Raw genomic sequence first — 17,980 nt, 5'->3', positions numbered from 1 at the left:
CGGCGCTGAAGCGCCGCGCGCCTCACAGCGCATGCCGCGCCGCTAACGCCCGCTGCAGCGCATTGCGCAAATCACCGTAATGTACCGGCTTTAATAACGCCTCGAAGAATTCCGGCGAGCCGCCTTCTCCTTCCCGCACGACCTCCGGCGCATAGGCGCTGACCACGATTACCGGCACGCCCGCCGACGGCCCGCCGCGCGTCGCGAACTCCGCGAGAAACGTATAGCCGTCGCGCTCCGGCATATGCAGATCGAGCAGCACCACGTCGCAGCGGTGCGTGTCGAGCCACGCGAGCGCGTCGTCGGCATTGCCGAGCGCATGCGCGTCATAGCCCATGTGCGCGACCATTTCGCTGAACGACTCGCGGATCAGCCGGTTGTCGTCGACGATCAGCACGCACGGCCGCGCGCCGCCCGGCTCGGCCTGCGCCGCGACACCGGTCGGCTCGACCGTCGAGACCGGCACGACCGGAATCGTCACCGTGAAGGTCGTGCCTTCGCCGAGCGTGCTCGCGACGTCGACCGTGCCGCCGAACAGCTTCACGAGCCCCTGCACGATCGTGAGTCCCATCCCCGCGCCTTCGTAGCGGCGCGTGCGCGAGGCGTCGAGTTGCGTGAACTCCTGGAAGATCAGCGGAATCTGCGCGTTCGGCACGCCCGGCCCCGTATCGCTGACGACGAAGCTCAGCAGCGCCGGCCGCTGCAGCAACCGTACGCGCACGGTGCCGGTTTCGGTATAGCGGATCGCATTCGTGACGAGGTTGCTGACGATCTGGCGGATGCGGTGCGGGTCCGACTCGACGAGCCCGCTCACGCCGCTCGCCTCGCTGTCGAGCTTGAGCCCGCGCGCTTCGGCCGACATCGTGTGTTCGTCGACGATCGACGCGAGCAGCTCGCGCGGCTCGAAATGCTCGTGCCGCAATTCGAGCTTGCCGGCACCGAGGCGTGCGTAGTCGGTCAGGTCCTTCATCTGCGCTTCGAGATGGCGCGCCGCGGTTTCGAGCCGCTGGATCACCTTGCGGTCGGCCTCCGAGTGATAGTTGAAGCCGAGCAGTTCGACCGACGACACGATCGCATGCAAGGGCGTGCGCAACTCATGGCTGATCATGCCGAGAAACGCGTCCTTCGCGAGACTCGCCTCGCGCGCCGCGCGGCTTGCCTGATGCTCGGCGTCGAGCGCCGCGCGCTGCTGATGCATGAGCCGCGCGCGGCGCCGGCCGTTCAGCACGAGCAGCAGCGTCGCCGCCGCCGACAGCAACAGCAGCAACAGCCCGCCCGCGAACAGCATGCGGCGCTTGTCGATGAAATCGCGGTTCATCGCCTCGCGGTCGGCGACGTCGGCGAAACGGCGCGAGAGCGCGAGATCGTTGACCTCGTTCCAGTGCTGGCGCAGTTTGGAGACGATCTGCGCGGCGCCGCCGCGGTCTCGCGGCAGCGCGTCGACCTCGGGCTGGATATCGTCGAGCACCTGTTCGAGCGCCCCGATCTCGTCGAGCTGACGCTGCAGCAGCGCGAGCTGCGCGGCGAGCCGGTGCGTCGAGCCGTCGATTACGCGCAGCTTCGATTGCAGCAGCTGGAAACGCAGTTGCAGCCGCTGATAGTCGTCGTCGACACCGGACTGATACAGCAGCAGTTGGCTCTCGAAGCGCCCGTACGCGATCTGCAACTGCGCGGCGTCCCAATAGAAACCGTCATAGGTGCCGGTCAGTTGCTCGGTCACGCGCGGGTTCAGCAGATTCGCATAGAGCAGATAGCCGATCGCGCCGGCCGGTGCCGCCAGCGCGGTAAGCCAGATCAGCACGTGGAACACGCGGCGCCACGGACTGCGCACTATTTGACGATGAGGGCCTTGATCTGCCATACGAATTTCGAGTCGCCGAGCGCGCCCGTCAGTTCATCGGGAAACTCGTCGCGCGGGTAGATGAGGAACAGCGGCCCGAAGTCGCTGATTTTCAGGCGCTGGCCGTTCATGCTGTACGCGACGATCACGCCGTAGCGCTCGGCGTCCGAGACCGGCACGGTGTAGGTGTAGTCGTCGAAGGTGCGGAATTCGATCTCGCGGCCGGTTGCGTCGACCGTCTTCAGAACGTCGGCGAGCAGCGGACCCGTGAAGGTCGAGCGCGGCGTCCAGGTGGTCCCGGTCGTGATCGAATGAACGGGCAGCGCAAGCAGCTGGGCTTCGCTGAAATGATAGACGCGATGCGCCGCGTCGTTCGTGTTGCTGATCTTGCCCCACACGTCGAGCGTGAGCGGCGGCGCCTGCGCTGGCTCCTGCGCTTGCGCGCAGCAGGCGGTCAGCGCGAAGGCGAGCGCCATCATCCAGCGCACCGGTCCGAGCGCGCCGCTTGCGCTGATTGCGCCGCGCAGTGTTGCAATGACTTTGGCCATCGACTTTCTTATCCGTTTTTCGTTGATCCGCGGGATCGGCCCGCGGCGCGACTCCGCCGGGATGGCGCGCGACGCTTTCCCCACTCCCCTTGCTCCCTTGCCCCGCCCTCGTGGGTCGCCGCCCCTGCGTCAACAGGGTGGAGACGGCGCTCGCGCTACCCGCCGCGACCGCCGCGATCTCATGCGATACGTCGTGCCGCGCCGCCGAACGCGTGTCACCCCCGACACGCTATCTTTGACCCGCATGCATAATATCGCCAAAATCCAGTGTCGCAAAAACGGGGACCGCCGCGCCACGCCGGCGAGCTTCCCGTGCCTGCCGAGACACTCGCCCGCCACGCGCCACGCGGCGCTTCGACAGCCATGAACAAGCCGGTCCTGCCCCTCACCTACGAACAGCTCGATCACTGGATCGAATCGCTGCAACCCGCCTTGCTCGCCGAGCGCTTCACGATGGCGCTCGGCATTCTACGCGGCGGCGCGCCGCTCGCGCTGATGGTGTCGCACGCGGTCGGCACGCCGGTCGCGTTCCTGCGCTACGACCGCGGCGCGCGCGAGGTCGCGTGGGATTCGACGCTGCCGGTTCCGCCTCGCGGCTCGAAGGTGCTGCTGTGCGAGGACATCGCCGGGCGCGGCTTCACGCTCGTCGATTGCATCGCGTTCCTGCAGGCGGAAGGGCTCGAAGTGAAGACGCTGACCGGCGCCGTCGACGATCTGAGCCGCACGCAGCCCGACTACGCGATCGACGCGCGCGGCTATTTCGCACTGTTTCCGTGGGAGCGCCAGGCGTACACCGAGCGTTATCGCGACGACTGGGCGCGCGTCGAGGCCGGCGCCGCGTCCGCCATGGCCGACGACCACGAGTACGCGGCCTACGCGATCGACCTCGACGGCATCCTGCTGCCCGACGTGCCGCTCGCGCGCTACGACGAAGACCTCGCCGCCGCGCTCGCCGAACGCGACGCGCTGCCGCCGTTCGAGGTGCTGCCCGGCATCGATCTGCGGCGCGTTCGCGCGATCATCACCGGCCGCCCGGAGATGGATCGCGCGCGCACCGAGGCATGGCTCGCGCGGCACGGCTTCGCGCATCTGCAACTGGTGATGCGCGCGCCCGGCCGGCACGACGAGAGCCCCGCCGGCGCGGCCGCGCACAAGGCGGGCGCGGCGCTGCGCGCGGGCGTCACGCATTTTGTCGAAAGCGATCCGGTGCAGGCGCTGCTGATCGCGCAGCAGGCGCCGCTTTTGCGCGTGATCTGGTGGGATGCGCTGACGCGCACGGGGATGCTGGTCGGCGCGCGGGCGTGGAGCTGAGCGGGCTGCGCTGAATTTCGCCGAGTTTCGCTGAATCTCGCGAACCGTCGCGCTACGTCTCCTTCCCCTCGCGCGGCTGCAAATGCCGCGTGGCCCGCTGCGACGCTACGACGATCAGCTTCATGGTCGCACGCGTCGCGCCGACGAACAGCTTGCGCGCGCTGCGCTCGTCGAATGCGTCGAAGTCGATCTCGGTGAAAATCACACACGGCGCGGCCTGGCCCTTGAAGCGATAAATCGACTCGAACAGCACATCCCCTTCGCGATACTCGGGGTTGCCGAACAGATCGTATTTGCCGGTGAAACTGCGCAGCCGATGCGGCCCGAGCTGATCGAGAGCGCTCATCGCCGAACCCTCGCGGCCGCGAAACGACAGCACGGCGATGTCCTGCTTGCGAAAACCGAGCGACAACGCCTGCGTGATCGCGCGCTTGGTCGCGTCAATGACGCCGTCGGCGCCCTGCGCCTCGTCGTAGACCGACAGCGAAACCTCGGAGCCGTCGAACGGACTGCCCGAGGCGAGCGTCGCGGCGAGCGGCACCGACGCGCCGAGCACCTCGCGCAGATAGTCCAGAATGTCGCGCGGGCTCCGGTAGTTGGTGGTTTCCTTCAACGTGGTCCAGCCCGGCAGCGTGACCGGCTCGCGCATATAGAGGTTCTGCAGCGGGTCTTCGAGCCACCACCACGCGCCGCCCGGGCGCAGCAGCCGCTCGAGGGCGGCCACCCACGGCTGCTGGAAGTCCTGCCCTTCGTCGACGATCAACACGTCGAATTGCCAGCGCGGTTCGATCGGCGTATCGGCGAACACCGCTTCCAGCCGATCGAACACCTGAGCCGACTGGAAATCGGGCGTGCGGCCCGCATCGCGCGCGACCCAGTCGCACAACTGGTGATAGTTCGCGACCTTCGCCTCGGGCGGCGCGACCCGTACGATGTGATCGGCGAGCGGCCGATTGAAGCACACATAGAGCGGACGCTGGCCGCGCGCGACCGCATCCTTCATCACCTGCACGGCGAGCTGGGTCTTGCCCGAGCCCGCCGTGCCGATCACGCGCAGCCGGAACGGCGCGAATTCGAGCCGCCGCGCCCACGTCGCGAGCCCGCCCGCGAGACGCGTGACGAGCGTGCCTGCCTGCCCGACGAGCGCGCTCGTGTCGGGCGTGAGCGCGAGTTCGTCGGCGAGAAAGTGGTGGATTTTCGAGGCGCAGGCAAGGCGCGGCTCGTCGGCCGGCAGCGCTTCGCGAATCACGGCCGCGAGCCGGTCGCGCCGGTTCGCGTCGACGATGCGCGCCGGGTTCACGCCGGCAATCGCCGCATCCTTGACGATGTGATCGGGACAGTACAGCAGCTCCTCGATGAAATACGTGCCGGCGCCGAACGCCGCGGTGAAGCGCCGATGCAGCCCCTCGATCGTATGCGCGAGCGCGATCGCGACATTGCGCTCGGTCTGCAGATAGACCTTGACGAGCCCTTTCGGCGTTTCGCGCAGAAAACCCGTTTTCTGTTCGACGATCATCACGCGCCCCGCCGGGCTCACGATCACGAAATCGGCCTCGCCGAACACCGAGAAGTTCTGGTTCAGGCGCGTCCAGTGCACGCCGTGGTAGACCGTGTAGTCGGCCGGCAGCGCCTTTTCGAGCAGCGCCAGCGTTTCGCGTTCGCGCGCGGCCGCGCCGGTCGCTTCGAGGCTCTTCCAGTCGTCGGGAACAATACGGGCCATGCAGTGCCTCAATGGGAGAAGCGTGTGGATGAAGTGCGTGGTTCAGATGCGCAGATGCGTGCGCCAGGACGCGCGATCCGGTGTGCGGCCATTGTACGCAACGCCGTCGCACGCAGCAGAGCCACGCCCGCACTCGCGCGCGCATCGTGTATCGTTACCGGCGAACGCCGCGCGCGAGGTGCGGCTTACCCACCGTAAAAGAAAAGGATTCGCCGGATGATTACGATCTGGGGACGCACCAATTCGGTCAACGTCCAGAAAGTCTTGTGGTGCTGCGACGAACTCGTGCTGCCGTTCGAGCGCATCGACGCCGGCCTGCAATTCGGCCGCAACAACGAACCCGACTATCTCGCGATGAATCCGACCGGCAAGATTCCGACGCTGGTCGACGACGATTTCGTGCTGTGGGAATCCAACTCGATCCTGCGCTATCTCGCGATGCAATACGGCGAATCGAGCCTGCTGTATCCGGCCGAGCCGAAGCTGCGCGCGAGCGTCGATCGCTGGCTCGACTGGTCGCTGTCGACGCTGCAACCCGCCGAGCGCCCGGTGTTCTGGACGCTCGTGCGCACGTCGGCGGAGCAGCGCGACATGGCCCGGCTCGCCACCGATGCCGCCGCCGTCGGCCAGTTGTGGCGCCTGCTCGACACGCATCTGCAAGGACGCTTCTTTCTCGAAGGCGAGAAGTTCACGCTGGCCGACATCGTGATCGGCGCGTATGCGAAGCGCTGGTTCGGGCTCGACGGCATCGAACGGCCGCCGCTGCCGAATCTCGAGCGTTGGTATTCGCGCATCGCCACACGCTCGGGCTTCAGGAAATACGTCGACTTTCCGCTAACTTGAAGTGGCGTTCGGAGCTGGCGCTCGGTCACGGCCGGGCACGGCATCGCGTGGAGACCTCTATAATCGACGCATGAAGATCGCCAAGCCCGTCGCCAAGCCCGCCGCAACCGGCCCTCAGGCCACTCCCGCCCATTCCGCCGATGCTCACGGCCATCATGCGCATCATGAGGCCGCGCACACGCATGGCGCCTCGCAGGAAGCCGCCCTCGCGCTCGCCGAGGAATATTGCCGCGAGCGCGGCGAAAAGCTCACGCCGATCCGGCGTAAGGTGCTCGAACTGCTGCTGAATTCGGGGCGCGCGACCAAGGCGTATTCGCTGCTCGACGAAATGCGCCAGATCCATCCCGGCTCGGCGCCGCCGACCGTCTACCGCGCGCTCGACTTCCTGCTCTCGGCCGGCCTCGTGCATCGGATCGAATCGATCAACGCCTTCACCGTGTGCCACGACCTGACGCAGTGCCAGCACGGCATTCTCGTGGTCTGCCAGCAATGCGGCAGTGTCACCGAGTTGCACCAGCCGAAGCTGCGCCAGTCGCTCGTCGCGCAGATCGAAGACGCGGGCTACCGCCTCGCGAGCGATGAAATCGAGTTGAAGGGATTGTGTTCCGCCTGCCAGGCGCAACAGGCGGAAGGTGCCGCAACGCGGGTGGCCGCGGCGAAGTAATCATCGCGGCTCAAGCATGCGCCGGCACCAGGTCAGGCGCGGCTGGCGCACCCGGTGCGCAGGTTGCGCCAATCGCGCGGCAGCGCCTTGCCGCGCACTCCGGCCGGGATTCGCCGCGACGCTCAACCGGCCGCGCGTGCGTCGATCGCGTCGTGCAGCAGCGTCACCAGATCGTCGGGCAAGGCGGGTTTGGTCATGAAATGCTGAAAGCCTTCGCCGATGCTGCGCAGACGGTAGGCGTCGTCGGTATGGCCGGTGAGGGCCACGGCCACCGCCGGCGAATGACCGCCGCAAATCTCGTGGTCGCGCAGCCGCTGGATCAGATAGAAGCCGTCCATCGTCGGCAGATCGAGATCGCAGACGACCGCATCGGGCAACAGGCGCATTGCCGCTTCCACGCCCTCTTCCGCATCCGCCACGGCGCAAACCTTCGCGCCCTCCGCCTCGAGTAACAAGGTCAGCGACTCCCGGCTGTCCGGGTCGTCCTCTACCAGCACGATCGTGGCGTGATCGAGCCTCATTGCTCCGTTCATCTTCTGTTGTTGCTCTGGAAAAGCGGTTAGGCCGTCCGAACCGGCCAATGTTTCACTCTGCTGCTTGCCGCCGATCTGCGCGGCTACGGTGTTGCTGTCCATGGTTCCGACTCGATTTCGCACGCCGAGTTGCAGACAGGTTCGCGATTGTAAAACATCGCGCTCATCACCTTCCCGAGTACAACGCGTGCGCACGGTAACGCGCCAAAATTGCACGCTGATGAAAAAACGGCCGCCGGTATTCACCGCGCTTCGCCTGCCCGTCTTCCCCAGTATTGCCACGGCTCGCCGATTGCCGGCAACCGATTTACCGGCGCGGCTCGTGCCCAACCCCGCTCGCATGGGCCGTGCCACTCGGCATTGTCTCGTTTCTTTTCTGCCCGTCGAATTGCTTGCGCGGCTGCGACGCCCTCGTTTGTTGCACGTGGGTTACACGCGGGTTACGCGCGGCGGTCGCGTTCATCCCGCCTCGGTCTCCATGAATAGCACGTCACGTGCCTTGCCGCAGTGCTTCGCGGCGCGCGAAACGCGCTCGCACGAGAAGCCGTCGGTACGCAGCCGATAAGACCGGCAGCGGCGCTGTCATCATGGGCGCGCTAGTGTGCGCTTGCCGCGCCTGGCGCATTTTGCAGAAGCTTAGGCTTGAACGGCCGACCTTGCGCAAGCCGCGGCCTGGCAGGGCCGGCTCGAAGCCTTGCTCATCGAATGGGTTTGCGGCACTGCGGCGCGGCTCGGGATTGATCCGCCGAACGAAGCGCCGAACGAAGCGCCGAATGAAGGGACAAAGGAAGCGACAAAAGCGACGTTCGAGGACGGGAAAAAGAAACACGGAATTGGACGGGCGTCTGAAGGGCGTTCGCGAGAGTCGTCTTGAGCGAGCCTCACTTGAACTTCACTTGCCCTTCTTCGCGCCGATGCCGTGCATCAGCAACGCGACCGCATGGCGCGCGATCTCCTCGCCGCCGATGTTGCGCCGCATCGGATCGTTGCCCCACAGCTTCGAGGTCGCGAGCGGCAGGATCGTCATGCCCAGCAACGTGACGAACACGAGCGCGGGTTCGAGCGCCGCGTTCAGACGCCCCTCTTTCTGCCAGCGCGCGATGGCCGATAGCGAAGCCTTCTGATTCGCATTGCCGAAGCGCTCGTGCATGCGCTGGCGCAGCAGCCCGCCGTCGCTGATGACTTCGCGCACCCATAACGACGCAAACCACGGATAGTCGTCCGCGACCTGCACGAGCCGCCGCGCGAGCTGCGTGATCGCCGCGACCGGATCGTCGGGATTCTCCTGGAACGGCACGCCGAAGCTCGCGCGTAACGGTGCGAAACATTCATCGATCAGCACGTCGAGCAACTGATCGCGTGTCTTGAAGTAGTAATGCACCATCGCGGGCGTGAAGCCGGCTTCGCGCGCGATCTCGCCGAGCGAAGTCTCTACGATGCCCTGCTTCGCGAATAGCCGGAGCGCCGCATCGAGCAAACGGGCGCGTTGCTCGGGACCGCGTGCGGCGCCGGTCGGCCGGCCCGGACGGCGGGCAGCGGGCGATGCGGCGCTCGTGTCGGTTGCTGTATCAGTTGCCGCATCGGTTGCAGTATCCGCGTGTGCCGTAGCTTGTGCTGCCTTGACGGTGCCGCGCTTCGACGAACCGCGCTCGGCATTACGCTCCTGAGCGCTACCCCGCGCACGCGGCGACGATGCAACGTTCACCGTGGGGTTATCAACTGCGGAGCCATCTGACGAGATCCTTGCCATTGCATTCAATTTGACGTGAGAGACAATGTCGAATATATTAATCTCTCAATTAATTAATTTCAATGCGTCTCCGCCATGGAACAACCCGCCACGACCCAGCCGGTCGAATCCGCGCCGCCGGATTCGCGGTCTGCTTCGGCCGCCGACCATCCGCCGATCCGGTTGCTGTTTCCGGCGCTGCTGCTGGTCATGCTGCTCGCCGCGCTCGATCAAACGATCGTCTCGACCGCACTGCCGACCATCGTCGGCGAACTCGGCGGGCTCAACAACCTGTCGTGGGTCGTGACCGCCTACCTGCTCACCTCGACGATCGTCGTACCGCTGTATGGCAAATTCGGCGACCTGTTCGGCCGCAAGATCGTGCTGCAAACCGCGATCGTCGTGTTCCTCGTCGGCTCTGCGCTGTGCGGCATCGCGCAGAACATGGGCCAGCTGATCGTGTTGCGCGCGCTGCAAGGGCTCGGCGGCGGCGGCCTGCTCGTCGTGACGATGGCCGCGATCGCCGACGTGATTCCGCCCGCCGAACGCGGCCGCTATCAAGGCGTGTTCGGCGGCGTGTTCGGTCTTGCCACGGTCATCGGCCCGCTGCTCGGCGGCTTTCTCGTCGAACACCTGACGTGGCGCTGGATTTTCTATATCAACCTGCCGCTCGGCATCGTTTCGCTCGTCGTGATCGGCGCGGTTTTCCGGCCGCACGTTCGTCACGTGAAGCATACGATCGACTATATGGGCGCCGCGTTTCTCGCCGGCGCGCTAACCTGCATCATCCTGTTCACGAGCCAGGGCGGCACGATCCTGCCGTGGTCGTCGCCGCAACTGTGGTTCACGCTCGGCATGGGGCTCGTGTCGATCTGGGGTTTCATCCACGAAGAACGCAGCGCGGTCGAACCGATCATGCCGCTCGAACTGTTCAGAGACCGCACGTTCGTGCTGAGCAGTCTCATCAGCTTCATCATCGGCGTGTCGCTGTTCGGCTCGGTAACGTTCATCCCGCTCTACCTGCAAGTGGTGAAAGGCTCCACGCCATCTGAGGCCGGCATGCAGATGCTACCGATGATGGGCGGGCTCTTCATCATGTCGATGGTGACCGGCCGTGTCATCAGCAAGATCGGCAAGTACCGCATGTTCCCGATCATGGGTACGTGTCTCGTATCGATCGCGATGCTGCTACTCGCGCGCCTGCAGATCGATACGCCGATCCATGTGATGTATCTGTACATGGGCCTGCTCGGCTTCGGTCTCGGCATGGTGATGCAGGTGCTGGTTCTCGCCGTGCAGAACACCGTCGAGTTCCGGCATATGGGCGTCTCGACGTCGGGCGTGACGCTGTTCCGCTCGATCGGCGGCTCGATCGGCGTCGCCAGTTTCGGCGCGGTGTTTTCGAACGGCCTCGCCGCGCGCCTCGAAAAGCTGATTCCCGCCGATACCGAACTGCCGCACGCCCTGGGACCTGCCGCGATTCAACAGTTGCCCGAAGCATTGCGCAACGATTATCTGCATGCGTTTTCCGGTGCGCTGCACACAGTGTATCTGTCGGCCGCGTGCGTCGTGGTGCTCGCTTTCGCGCTCGCGTGGCTGCTGAAGGATCATCCGCTGCGCAAGCAATAATCCCGACGTGCCTGCATCCTGATGCAAGCACTTAACGATGACGCTCTCGCGAGGCCGTACGCAAAACGCGTCGGCCTCGCTTCATTTCATTGCCCGTTTCATTGCCCATCCCGCTCTTCTCTACTCGCGCAATGCGTTCACTCGCAAACGACGTGCAAAAAGCCATACGTCCATTCGTTCTCAACGCATGAGCACTGTTTCGTCCTGCTTCCGAATGTGTGCTAGCGCACACAGGTCGGGTATGAAAGCAGATTGACGTTCCCGGCGAAACGCCACATATTGGAAATAGCGGCAACGTAGGCGCGGCCTACGTCTGCGAGACTCTCCGGCGCATGTGGATCGTGATTCCGCGGACCAGCTTCCAGCCTCAACACGATCCGGAGCATGCCTTTACGGCATCGTTTTCCACAGGTGGGTCCACGGCATGTCCATACAGACCGCAACCGGCCATAGCTTTCCGATGCCCTGCAGACGCTGCGGCGGCGCGCTGTACCGGCAGGTTGCGCGCTGCCCGTATTGCGGCGCCGCGCATCCCTTCGATGCGGATGCGGCCCCCGCCCTGCATCCTCACACACGCACCGAAATACCGGGCAGTCGCGCGAGCACGATGCATAAGCCCTTACAGAGTTTCGAAACCGGGCTGAACGCATCGGACCCGCAGGACGAGAGAAGCCTCGTCGCCCATCCGGCGCGCCATGACGAAGTCTGGCCCCGCAAGCCGGCCATGCGCACGGCGCTCGTCTCGCCCGATACGCCGGATCCGCTGCTCGAAGAAGAACCTGTGTATGTGCCGCGTAATACAACGCGGACGATCCGACGCGTGCTGTATGTGCTCGGCGCGCTTATCGCCATTGCCCTGGCGTATGTCGGCTATACCCTCTTTAGCGATGGCGCCGACAACGAGGATGAAAGTGCCGATGCAATTAATCAGGATGCCAGAATGACGACCGGCACGATCGCGCCACTAGCGTCGGCGCCTTCCGTCACGCAATCGCTGACCGCGAATTCACCGGCCGCGGTCAGGCCCACGACGCCAGTCGTTCCGGTTACGCCTGTCGCACCTGTCGCGCCACCGGTTCTCGCCGCGCCCGCGAAACCGCCGATGCAGTTCCGCGACGCGACGCGGGCACTCGATGCTGCGCGTCTCGCGTTGCGCGGCAATGATCTGTCCAAGGCACAAGCCGCGCTCGCCGCCGCGCAAACGTTACAACCGGGCAACGCCGACGCGAAAGATCTGGCCGCGCAGCTACGTCCCCTCACCGAGCGCCGCGACAGCGCGTTGCAGGCCGCGCAGGCTTGCGTCGCGCAACAGTCGTGGCCGTGCGCGCGTCAGCACGCGAACGAGGCTCTGGCGATCGACAGTGGCAACGACATGGCGAAGAACATTCTCGAACGTGTGATTCGCGAGACCGGCTGGGCGCCGCTCAATCCGCACGCGTCGGCCACCGGCGCGGCACAAGGCAAGCCGATCGCGCAAACGCAACTGCAAACGCCGCCGCCTCGACGCGATTAACAGGAGAGCGACAGCCGATCGGCAACAACGCGCACACTCGCACGCACGCTCGAAAGGCAGGAAATCGTCTCGCCGCCTTCCGGCATGCAATTTTTTATCTGGATACCGAATAAATTGCCATGCTCCATACCAACGCACACCTTATCGTGCTTTCTCTGAGCGGAAACAGACGGACCCAGGCATCGCGGCACCTCGAACATGACATCACAGCCGGATTACTGGCGCTTCGCGCGCGCCGACGCGGGAAGCTCGATAAACCTGACCGATAGGTAGAGACCATGCTGAAGAGACTTCTCGCGGGATGGCTGGGGCTGGCGGCGCTGGTCGTGGGTTCGCTGGCAAGCGCGGAACCGGCTCACTACAAGATCGTCACGGGGCCCGAGCGCGGCACGTATATCCAGTTCGGCAACGATCTGGCGAAATGGGTGGCGCAACCGGTCGGCATCGATCTGGAAGTGGTCGCCTCGAAAGGCTCGGCCGAAAACGTGCAGCGCATGCGCTTCGAGCCCGGCGTAAAGCTCGCGCTCGTGCAGTCCGACGTGTACCAGGCATTCGTCGACATGGCGAACTCGGGCAACCCCGAAGCGGGCACGACGATCCGGCCATTGCGGCTCATCATGCCGCTCTACGACGAGGAGATCAACGTCGTCGTGCGCGCGGATTCGCCGCTGAAAACGCTGGCCGACATCAAGGACAAAACCATCAGCGTCGGCCTGCTCGGCAGCGGCACCGCGCAGTCGGCAACGACGCTTTATCGCCTGATGTTCGGCCAGCCGATTCCCGAGCAGAACATCCAGCACCTGAGCAACGAGGATGCGCTCGCCGCATTGATCGTGAAGAAGATCGACGTCGCGATCATCGTGGTCGGGCAGCCCGCCAAGCTCTTCAACGACATGAGTCCCGACCTGCTGCAACAGTTGCGCCTGCTGCGCGCCGACCCCAATGCGCCGGAAACGAACCGCGCGAAGCAGACCTACTTCCCGACCACGATCCGTCAGAGCAGCTATCCGGGCTGGCTCAAGGAAGACGTGCCCGGCCTGACCGTGAAGGCGTTTCTCGTGACCTACGACTACGGTCTGCGCGATACCGTCAGCAATCTGAATCATTTCGCCGACTCGCTGTGCGCGAACTTCGACAATCTGCAGGAGCACGGCCATCCGAAATGGAAGCAGGTGAAGCTCGAACTGCCGACGCTCGTGCGCGGATGGAAGTACTACGGTCCCGTCGAAAAACATCTGCGCGCCTGCATCGCGAACCGCGGCGCGACGATAAACGCGGCGGCGGCTCAAACCACTCAGCCCCCCCAGGCCGCGCAGAAACCGCGCACGCCCTGCACGGACCAGGAGCGCCTGCTTCTGCTGTGCAAATAGCGCTTGCCGGTAGGGCAAAAACGCGAGCGTTCAAACGCGCTCGCGCTGCGTCGCACCCGCCACGGCACTCGCTTCCATCGCCCGCTGCAATGCCTCGTAAACCTTCGGGCGATTGCATTGCGATACGTTAAAGCGCAGAAAGCCCGCGGCCGCCCGCGATGCGCTGAACACGTTGCCCGGCGCGAACACCACGCCGGCCGGCAACGCATGACGCGCGATCTCGGCGCCATCGAGCCCATCGGGTAGACGCGCCCACACGAACAACCCCGCGCGCGGCCGCGTCCAGATATCGAGGCCCGCATAGCCGAGACGCCGGATCGTCTCGCCCATCGCATCGGCAAGCTTCGCGCGCATCGCTTCGAGATGGCGCCGATAGGTGCCGTCCACGAGCATGCGATGCACGACGCCCGCCGCGAGCTGGCCGTTGCCGAACGACGTCGCGAGCTTCAGATCGATCAGCGGCTCGATCCATTCGGCGCGCGCGGCGATATAGCCGCAGCGCACCGCCGCCGACAGCGTCTTCGACAGGCTGCCGATCGACACCACGCGCGCGAGCCCGTCGAACGCGGCAAGACGCGGCGCGGCTTCGTCCTCGAAGTCGGCGAAGATGTCGTCCTCGACGATCAGCAAATCGTGCTCGCCCGCGAGCTTGAGCAGCCGATGCGCGACGGCCGGCGCGAGCGTCGCGCCGGTCGGATTGTGAATCGCCGAGTTGGTCACGTAGAGGCGCGGACGATGCTCGATCAGCGCGCGCTCGAATGCCGCGAGATCCGGTCCTTGCGGCGTGTACGGCACGCTCTCGATCCGCACGCGGTGCGCGCGCAGCAAGGCCTGGAAATTGAAGTAGCACGGATCGTCGATCAGCACCGTATCGCCCGGTTCGAGCAGGAAGCGGCACACGAGGTCGAGCGCATGCGTGGCGCCGTCGGTCAGCATGATCTGCTCGGGCGGCGCATCGACGCCATGCTGCGCGAGCCGCCATGCAAGCTGCTGACGCAGCGCCGGCCAGCCGGCCGGACTCGCGTAGTCGGCAAGCGATGCCTGCGGGTCGCGCGCGACCGCGCGCAGCGCGCGGCGCACGCCGTCTTCGGGCAGCCACGACGCCGGCATCCAGCCGCAGCCCGGTTTCAGCACTTTCGAGTCCGTTTCCAGCGACTGCCGCGTGAGCCACAGCGGATCGACCTCGCGATCGAGGCGCGGCCCGAGATCGGCGAGCGCGAACGGCGGCGCATGGCCCGACACGAAGAAACCGGAGCCGCGCCGCGCGACGATCACCCCTTCGGCGACCAGACGATCGTAGGCTTCCACCACCGTCGACTTCGACACGCCGAGCGTGCCGGTCATCGCGCGGATCGACGGCACGCGCGAGCCCGGCATCAGCGAACGGCTCGCGATGCGCTCGCGCAGGCTGTTCATCACGCGCTCGACCCGGGTGCCCGAAGGCGCCCCGCTATTCCCGTTTTCCGTCATCTGTACTGCTCCATGTTCAATACAGTTTGTGCAAAGTGTACTGATCTGTAGCTTACCGTTTCCGGCACCGGAGCGCATCATGGTGCTTCCTCGACAGGCGGGATGACTTCAATGGACAAGACAACCAACGGCTGGCTCAGCGGTCTCGCGGGCGTGCTGATTTTCAGCGGCTCGCTGCCGGCCACGCGTCTTGCCGTGCAAGGGCTCGACCCAGTGTTTCTGACCGTCGCGCGCGCGACGATCGCGGGTCTCCTCGGCCTGCTGCTGTTGCTCGCGTTTCGCGAGACGCGGCCCGTGCGGCGCGACGTGCTGCCGCTCGTCGTGGTCGCGCTCGGCGTCGTGGTCGGTTTTCCGCTCCTGACGGCACTCGCGCTGCGTCACGTGAGCGCCGCGCATGCGGTCGTGTTTATCGGCCTGCTGCCGCTCGCGACCGCGATCTTCGGCGTGCTGCGCGGCGGCGAGCGGCCGCAACCCGCGTTCTGGCTGTTTTCGGCGCTCGGCAGCGGCGCGGTCGTCGCGTTCGCGTTGCGGCACGGCATCGATGCCTCGCCGCTCGGCGACGCGCTGATGCTCGCTGCCATCGTCGTCTGCGGGCTCGGCTATGCGGAAGGCGCGCGCCTCTCGCGCCATCTCGGCGGCTGGCAGGTGATCTCGTGGGCGCTCGTGCTGTCGCTGCCGCTGATGCTGCCGCTCGCGTGGTGGACGCGGCCCGCCTCGTTCGCGGGCATCGGCGCGGCGGCACTGTGGGGCCTCGCCTACGTGTCGCTCTTCAGCATGCTGATCGGCTTCGTGTTCTGGTATCGAGGGCTCGCGCTCGGCGGCATCGCAGCGGTCGGACAGTTGCAGCTGTTGCAGCCGTTCTTCGGCCTGCTGCTCGCGGGACTGCTGCTGCACGAACAGGTGCCGCCGTCGATGATTCTCGTCACCGTCGTCGTGGTCGCCTGCGTGGCCTTCGCGCGGCGTTTCTCGCGCGCGGCGCCGGCGCGGCGCGCCGCCTGACACCCGGGCCGGCCAAAACCGCCGGCCTTTTTCGGGATCGAATCGCGCGGCCCGCGGGTCGATATGTCATCATGCCGACGATAGCTCAACCCCCGCGCCGCGACCGCCGATGCCGACCGCCTTTGCCCAAACCGTCGAAGCCCGTTTTGCCGAACTTACGCCGACTTCGAAACGCGTCGCCAGCTACATGCTCGCGAACCTCGACCGGCTCGGCCTCGAAACCGCTGACCAGATCGCGCAGCAAGCCGGCACGAGCGGCATCTCCGTCGGCCGCTTTCTGCGCAGCATCGGCTACCGCAATCTCGACGATCTCAAGCGCGAACTGCGCGGCACCACACAGCAACGTCCGTGGCTCATCACCGACCGGCTCGATGCGTTCCGCCGCGGCACGCACGAAGCCGCTCACGCGCAAGGCGGCACGCCCGCCGCCGGCGATGCCGGCGCTTCGTCTGCGCGCGACGCGACGCTCGCGCAATCGCTCGAACTCGAAATCGGCGCGATCCAGCATGTGTACGAACTCGCGCGCTCGCCGGTGTTCGCGCGCGTCGCCGAACGCATCGCGCATGCCGAGGCCATTTACATTCTCGGCATCCAGTCGACGCGCGGCATCGGCAATGCGTTCTACAGCTACCTCGAATACATCCGCCCGCGCGTGTTCTATTCCGACGGCATGTCGGGCTCCTACGTCGATTCGCTGAACTCGGAATTCAACGCACCGTATCTGATCGTCACCGATACGCGCGCGTACTCGGCCATCGCGCGTCGCTATTGCGAAGCCGCCTCGCGCCGCGGCCTGCCCTTCGCGCTCGTCACCGACATTTACTGCCCGTGGGCGCGCGATTTCGAGGGCGATCTTCTGCAGGTGAAGACCGACGTCGGCCAGTTCTGGGATTCGCTCGCACCGCTCACGTGCCTGTTCAATCTGCTGATCTCGGCCGTGGTGGAGCGGCTCGGGCCGGCCATCGACGAGCGCGTCGCGCGCAACCGCGAATTGCAGAGCGAATTCGATCAGTTCGATCTTTGAGGCTTCGGCACTCGTACGCTCCCACACATAGCGGGGATTTTTGACCCGCTTCAAATCCGCGCGCGCGGCAGGCATAGTCGAAATCTTTGCCGGCAACACGCCAGGAACGCTCATGAGCCCGACCCGATCCACGTCCCCGCCCACCCCTGCCAACCCGGGCTCACCCGGCACGCCACGGATTCGCGACGCCACCGAGGCCGATCTCCCCGCGATCCAGACCATCTACGCGCACCACGTGCTGACCGGCGTCGCTTCGTTCGAGGAAACGCCGCCGTCGGTCGACGAACTGCGCATGCGGCTCGCGTCGGTGCGCGGTCACGGCCTGCCGTACATGGCCGCGGAACTCGACGGCGAGGTGGCCGGCTATTGCTACGCGACGCTGTATCGCCCGCGCGCCGCCTATCGCAACACGATCGAGGACTCGATCTACGTGAGCGACGCCTATCGCGGACGCGGCCTCGGACGCGTGCTGCTGCAGGCGCTGATAGAACGCTGCGAAAGCGGGCCGTGGCGCCAGATGATCGCCGTAATCGCCGATGGCGGCAGCGGCGGCTCCCTGTCTTTACACAGCCAGCTCGGCTTCGAGTTGACCGGCACGCTGAAGGCGGTCGGCTACAAACACGGCCGCTGGCTCGATACGACGCTGATGCAGCGCACGCTCGGCCGCGGCGCTTCGAGCGCCCCCGACGACGCGATCAGCGGCTGATGCGAGCCTCCGGGGCGAACCCATGAGGCGAGCCGCGCTACCTGGCCCGCGCGCTGGTGGCGCGCGGCGCTGCCGCGTTAA

The 17,980-nt window shown here is 65.8% G+C and carries 15 protein-coding genes; 9 read left to right on the top strand and 6 right to left on the bottom strand.

All coding sequences use genetic code 11. From position 1 onward, the window contains the following. Positions 1-22: 22 nt before the first annotated feature. Positions 23-1,861 (bottom strand): ATP-binding protein, encoded by a 1,839-nt coding sequence (locus F3J20_RS16705; protein ID WP_167283936.1) that lies wholly within the window; start codon positions 1,859-1,861, stop codon positions 23-25. Next, positions 1,831-2,388, bottom strand: coding sequence for a molybdopterin-dependent oxidoreductase (locus F3J20_RS16700; protein ID WP_167283935.1), 558 nt, complete (start codon positions 2,386-2,388; stop codon positions 1,831-1,833). Before F3J20_RS16700 ends, F3J20_RS16705 begins: the two co-directional genes overlap by 31 nt. 363 nt (positions 2,389-2,751) lie before the next feature. Here F3J20_RS16700 and F3J20_RS16695 point away from each other — a divergent pair, with 363 nt between their 5' ends. After that, positions 2,752-3,699, top strand: a complete 948-nt coding sequence (locus F3J20_RS16695; protein WP_167049837.1) for a phosphoribosyltransferase — start codon at positions 2,752-2,754, stop codon at positions 3,697-3,699. A 52-nt stretch (positions 3,700-3,751) separates the two neighbouring features. Here F3J20_RS16695 and F3J20_RS16690 read toward each other — a convergent pair whose 3' ends face one another. Continuing rightward, positions 3,752-5,419 carry an ATP-binding domain-containing protein gene (locus F3J20_RS16690; RefSeq protein WP_167283934.1) on the bottom strand — a complete coding sequence of 556 codons (1,668 nt, stop codon included), beginning with the start codon at positions 5,417-5,419 and terminating at the stop codon, positions 3,752-3,754. A gap of 216 nt (positions 5,420-5,635) precedes the next feature. Between F3J20_RS16690 and F3J20_RS16685 the strand changes: the two genes are divergently transcribed. Then, positions 5,636-6,262 (top strand): glutathione S-transferase, encoded by a 627-nt coding sequence (locus F3J20_RS16685; protein WP_167283933.1) that lies wholly within the window; start codon positions 5,636-5,638, stop codon positions 6,260-6,262. A gap of 70 nt (positions 6,263-6,332) precedes the next feature. Further along, positions 6,333-6,926: a Fur family transcriptional regulator gene (locus F3J20_RS16680; protein ID WP_167049831.1), complete on the top strand. Its 594-nt coding sequence runs from the start codon at positions 6,333-6,335 to the stop codon at positions 6,924-6,926. Positions 6,927-7,048: 122 nt separating this feature from the next. Here F3J20_RS16680 and F3J20_RS16675 read toward each other — a convergent pair whose 3' ends face one another. Together F3J20_RS16675 and F3J20_RS16670 are read right to left on the bottom strand one after the other, a co-directional pair. After that, the gene (locus F3J20_RS16675) at positions 7,049-7,561 is read right to left on the bottom strand and encodes a response regulator (protein WP_167049829.1); all 513 of its coding nucleotides are present in this window, start codon (positions 7,559-7,561) and stop codon (positions 7,049-7,051) included. A gap of 790 nt (positions 7,562-8,351) precedes the next feature. Further along, entirely contained in the window at positions 8,352-9,209 is an 858-nt protein-coding gene (locus F3J20_RS16670; protein WP_205193380.1) for a TetR/AcrR family transcriptional regulator, read from the bottom strand. 75 nt (positions 9,210-9,284) lie between these two features. On the opposite strand from F3J20_RS16670, the gene F3J20_RS16665 reads away from it, so the two are divergent. The 3 genes from F3J20_RS16665 to F3J20_RS16655 all read left to right on the top strand — a co-directional run bounded on the left by F3J20_RS16665 (position 9,285) and on the right by F3J20_RS16655 (position 13,700). Next, positions 9,285-10,817, top strand: a complete 1,533-nt coding sequence (locus tag F3J20_RS16665; RefSeq protein WP_167049825.1) for an MDR family MFS transporter — start codon at positions 9,285-9,287, stop codon at positions 10,815-10,817. A gap of 607 nt (positions 10,818-11,424) precedes the next feature. Next, positions 11,425-12,330 (top strand): hypothetical protein, encoded by a 906-nt coding sequence (locus F3J20_RS16660; RefSeq protein ID WP_205299316.1) that lies wholly within the window; start codon positions 11,425-11,427, stop codon positions 12,328-12,330. A gap of 278 nt (positions 12,331-12,608) precedes the next feature. After that, positions 12,609-13,700, top strand: a complete 1,092-nt coding sequence (locus F3J20_RS16655; RefSeq protein WP_167283932.1) for a TAXI family TRAP transporter solute-binding subunit — start codon at positions 12,609-12,611, stop codon at positions 13,698-13,700. Between the two features lie 30 nt (positions 13,701-13,730). On the opposite strand, the gene F3J20_RS16650 is transcribed toward F3J20_RS16655, so the two are convergent. Then, positions 13,731-15,170 (bottom strand): PLP-dependent aminotransferase family protein, encoded by a 1,440-nt coding sequence (locus tag F3J20_RS16650; RefSeq protein ID WP_167283931.1) that lies wholly within the window; start codon positions 15,168-15,170, stop codon positions 13,731-13,733. A 111-nt stretch (positions 15,171-15,281) separates the two neighbouring features. On the opposite strand from F3J20_RS16650, the gene F3J20_RS16645 reads away from it, so the two are divergent. From F3J20_RS16645 to F3J20_RS16635, 3 genes are all read left to right on the top strand, one after another. Continuing rightward, positions 15,282-16,169: a DMT family transporter gene (locus F3J20_RS16645; RefSeq protein ID WP_167283930.1), complete on the top strand. Its 888-nt coding sequence runs from the start codon at positions 15,282-15,284 to the stop codon at positions 16,167-16,169. A 109-nt stretch (positions 16,170-16,278) separates the two neighbouring features. Then, complete coding sequence (locus tag F3J20_RS16640) at positions 16,279-17,193, top strand: MurR/RpiR family transcriptional regulator (protein WP_167049815.1); 915 nt, start codon at positions 16,279-16,281, stop codon at positions 17,191-17,193. Positions 17,194-17,305: 112 nt separating this feature from the next. Then, positions 17,306-17,899: a GNAT family N-acetyltransferase gene (locus F3J20_RS16635; RefSeq protein ID WP_167283929.1), complete on the top strand. Its 594-nt coding sequence runs from the start codon at positions 17,306-17,308 to the stop codon at positions 17,897-17,899. The last annotated feature ends 81 nt before the right edge of the window (positions 17,900-17,980 follow it).

Source organism: Paraburkholderia sp. Cy-641 (assembly GCF_011752945.1).
Classification (GTDB): domain Bacteria; phylum Pseudomonadota; class Gammaproteobacteria; order Burkholderiales; family Burkholderiaceae; genus Paraburkholderia.
This window is presented reverse-complemented; position numbering and strand designations above follow the sequence as displayed.

Bases quoted from the DNA above. Each gene is read 5' to 3' on its own strand.
- F3J20_RS16705 (WP_167283936.1), bottom strand. From the start codon at position 1,861: ATGGCAGATCAAGGCCCTCATCGTCAAATAGTGCGCAGTCCGTGGCGC.
- F3J20_RS16700 (WP_167283935.1), bottom strand. From the start codon at position 2,388: ATGGCCAAAGTCATTGCAACACTGCGCGGCGCAATCAGCGCAAGCGGC.
- F3J20_RS16695 (WP_167049837.1), top strand. From the start codon at position 2,752: ATGAACAAGCCGGTCCTGCCCCTCACCTACGAACAGCTCGATCACTGG.
- F3J20_RS16690 (WP_167283934.1), bottom strand. From the start codon at position 5,419: ATGGCCCGTATTGTTCCCGACGACTGGAAGAGCCTCGAAGCGACCGGC.
- F3J20_RS16685 (WP_167283933.1), top strand. From the start codon at position 5,636: ATGATTACGATCTGGGGACGCACCAATTCGGTCAACGTCCAGAAAGTC.
- F3J20_RS16680 (WP_167049831.1), top strand. From the start codon at position 6,333: ATGAAGATCGCCAAGCCCGTCGCCAAGCCCGCCGCAACCGGCCCTCAG.
- F3J20_RS16675 (WP_167049829.1), bottom strand. From the start codon at position 7,561: ATGGACAGCAACACCGTAGCCGCGCAGATCGGCGGCAAGCAGCAGAGT.
- F3J20_RS16670 (WP_205193380.1), bottom strand. From the start codon at position 9,209: ATGGCAAGGATCTCGTCAGATGGCTCCGCAGTTGATAACCCCACGGTG.
- F3J20_RS16665 (WP_167049825.1), top strand. From the start codon at position 9,285: ATGGAACAACCCGCCACGACCCAGCCGGTCGAATCCGCGCCGCCGGAT.
- F3J20_RS16660 (WP_205299316.1), top strand. From the start codon at position 11,425: ATGCATAAGCCCTTACAGAGTTTCGAAACCGGGCTGAACGCATCGGAC.
- F3J20_RS16655 (WP_167283932.1), top strand. From the start codon at position 12,609: ATGCTGAAGAGACTTCTCGCGGGATGGCTGGGGCTGGCGGCGCTGGTC.
- F3J20_RS16650 (WP_167283931.1), bottom strand. From the start codon at position 15,170: ATGACGGAAAACGGGAATAGCGGGGCGCCTTCGGGCACCCGGGTCGAG.
- F3J20_RS16645 (WP_167283930.1), top strand. From the start codon at position 15,282: ATGGACAAGACAACCAACGGCTGGCTCAGCGGTCTCGCGGGCGTGCTG.
- F3J20_RS16640 (WP_167049815.1), top strand. From the start codon at position 16,279: ATGCCGACCGCCTTTGCCCAAACCGTCGAAGCCCGTTTTGCCGAACTT.
- F3J20_RS16635 (WP_167283929.1), top strand. From the start codon at position 17,306: ATGAGCCCGACCCGATCCACGTCCCCGCCCACCCCTGCCAACCCGGGC.